Source organism: Microcoleus sp. Pol10D4, assembly GCF_036701555.1.
Taxonomy (GTDB): Bacteria; Cyanobacteriota; Cyanobacteriia; order Cyanobacteriales; family Microcoleaceae; genus Microcoleus.
In genome coordinates this window covers 1-2,417 of sequence record NZ_JAUBRA010000158.1, presented here as the reverse complement: position 1 = coordinate 2,417, position 2,417 = coordinate 1, and the positions used below count along the sequence as shown (strand labels likewise).

4 protein-coding genes are annotated in these 2,417 nt (G+C 49.2%); all 4 read left to right on the top strand.

Annotated features, from left to right (window positions below):
- Positions 1 to 147 precede the first annotated feature (147 nt).
- The 4 genes from QUA36_RS31080 (at position 148) to QUA36_RS31065 (ending at position 2,375) form a co-directional block, all read left to right on the top strand.
- Positions 148 to 411: a hypothetical protein gene (locus QUA36_RS31080; protein ID WP_333460149.1), complete on the top strand. Its 264-nt coding sequence runs from the start codon at positions 148 to 150 to the stop codon at positions 409 to 411.
- Positions 402 to 989 (top strand): hypothetical protein, encoded by a 588-nt coding sequence (locus tag QUA36_RS31075; protein ID WP_333460148.1) that lies wholly within the window; start codon positions 402 to 404, stop codon positions 987 to 989. The genes QUA36_RS31080 and QUA36_RS31075 overlap by 10 nt, the downstream gene beginning before the upstream one ends.
- Positions 982 to 1,287, top strand: a complete 306-nt coding sequence (locus QUA36_RS31070; protein ID WP_333460147.1) for a hypothetical protein — start codon at positions 982 to 984, stop codon at positions 1,285 to 1,287. Before QUA36_RS31075 ends, QUA36_RS31070 begins: the two co-directional genes overlap by 8 nt.
- 449 nt (positions 1,288 to 1,736) lie before the next feature.
- Complete coding sequence (locus tag QUA36_RS31065) at positions 1,737 to 2,375, top strand: hypothetical protein (RefSeq protein ID WP_333460146.1); 639 nt, start codon at positions 1,737 to 1,739, stop codon at positions 2,373 to 2,375.
- Positions 2,376 to 2,417: the final 42 nt, after the last annotated feature.

The window sequence follows — 2,417 nt, the reverse complement described above, 5'->3', positions numbered from 1 at the left end:
AAACGCTCAGACACTCGACTAGCTAAGCACTTGCACAGTTTGCGTCCCGGCTATGCCCGACTGGGTTTAGGGATTGATAAGGCTGACAGCGATGCCCGCACTCGGATTGATGCGATTAAGGCAAAACTCACAGGGGGGGCTAACTAAATGAAAGCGATGTACTTGGCAAACTATTTCATTGCCGGGTGCGTCGCTTTCTCCCTTTTAGGGTGGATAGCGAGTTTGCATCCGATGGCAATGAAAGCCGTCTCATTCCTGTTAGCAGCAATTGCGATTGCTTGGGGTTTGAGTTGGTTACTTGACTACTCCCTGAGTAAGTTGCTCAAGATTTCAGTGGCTGACTTACAGGCTGTTTTAATCGGCTGTTTGGCGATGCTGCTGATTGGTTTGGGGGTGTTTCTATGCAGTTAAAACTGTTTGTGTTGAGCGCGTCCTCTGTAGTGCTTTGGTTGACTCCACTAGCAGCACTAGACAAAAAGCTAGACACTCACAAAGCGGTGCAAGGTATCAGCCTGTGTGCTGCGATTGCTTGTGCTGTTACCGCTGGCAATATCGCCCGTCAATTAGCTGACGAGGGAGAAATTGAGGCAATTAAAACCAGGGCAATCACCGCCGATGTGGTGGATGAAATCTCGACAAGCGTGTACATTTCTCAGAAACAAAGACAACAGGAAGCAGAACAAATTCTGGCAACAAACGAACGAACAGACGAACAAGAGGCAGAACTCGATTCGATAAGAGAATCACTAGAACTGCTACTGAATCAGACTTCTGGCGATTCTGGCGAACTGGCAGTAGTGAATTTATCCACCAAGCAGCGCGAACAAATCGAATTAATTCTGGAATGTCACGCCAAGGGCATCACCGGCAAGAATAAAATCCTTAAAGAAGTTTGGGGAGTGTCAGCCGGCAGTAGCCAAGCCTACCGGGACGCGAAGGCTGAGTATGAATTCTTGATGCCGTTTGTGAAGGGGGAAGGTGATGACTAGACAGCCGAATATACCAACAGCAGCAGCCTTAAGGTTGACTGGTACTAAGTCAGAAATAGAGTTAGTTCTGGCGGTTTTGCGAGGTAAAGATTTCTTTTGGAAAACTAACGGCAAGTTCTACCCGCAACGAGGGGAGGGCAATCAGCACGCTTACTACCTCAATGAATTGCAATTGCCTCAGCTTGGGGTAGCAGTCCCGCCAACACCAGGGGAACCACAACCTCGACCGTGGGATGCGGTTCTGGGTGGTCAGGGCACGGCAAAATCTGTCCGAGATTTCGGACAAAATCCCCTCTAACTTGGCGACGCTGGAAGCCTTGTTCTGTGCGAGTCGTCTAGTGCTTTTACCTTTAAACCCGACGAGTGAGTTTTGGTACGTTTTCGGTACGTTTTTTTTACGTTTCCGGTTTGTGTCAACGCGCAAGACTCCTATAATGAGAATGCGCGCTTATCCGAAGTGAAGTCAACCTGGCTCTGCGGCTGAGAAAAAGGGATTAAGGGAAGCGCTTATGCCTACAAGCGAGAGAGATGCCGCCAGATAGCAACAGTAGCTTGGGGCTAATATATTCCTAATCCTCTAATGTGCAATCGGGGTTGGGCGACACGAGCGCGTCGCCAATCTTTTGATTGCTCAAAAAGTCAACAAATACACACAGCAAAAAACCGTCCCTCTCTAGTTTTGGCGACCTGAAAGAACGGCTTTTGCATCTATCCACATTCAACTCGTCTTGGGGCGAGCTAAATTTCATGTACAACAATTCTACTCTGATCGACGGTCAAATTTCAAGTGCTCGTGGCAATCTTGTCAAAGTCTCAAAATCCAACCCTTGCCCGCACTGTGGCAAGCCTGACTGGTGCTACTCCATAGGTGAATTGTCCGTCTGTAACCGCGACCAACCGCCCGCTACTGGTTGGGAAGCTACAAGCAAAACCGACAAAGACGGCCACGTTTTTTATGCCCGCCCACAAGAGAAAAAAGCAATCCGTCCCCGCCAGACTCGCTACTGGGAATATCCCGCCCGCGACGGTTCCCCCCTTGCCCGCGTTGTGCGTTTTGATGACGGGAAAGGTGGCAAAAATGGTAAAGGGGAGGCTGACTGGCATCAAGAACATTGGGGCAAGTGCAAAGCTTCCCGGCAGATTGGCTGGGTAGTAGGGACTAAAGAGGTACCTCGCGAGAATATCCCTGTTTACCGCTACGCAGGTGTCAAAAAAGCGATCGCAAATAATGAACTTATTTTCATTGCCGAGGGTGAGGATAATGCCGACAGGCTCTGGGCGCTAGGTTTCGCCGCGACCTGTAATATCGGAGGCTCTGGAAAGTGGCGAAGCTCTGACACAAGCGATTTAGAGCCCACATTCCGCAGTTCTGGCTTTAATGACTAAGGATTATCATACATTCAGTGTAGGAAAAATATCTGTGCCTAC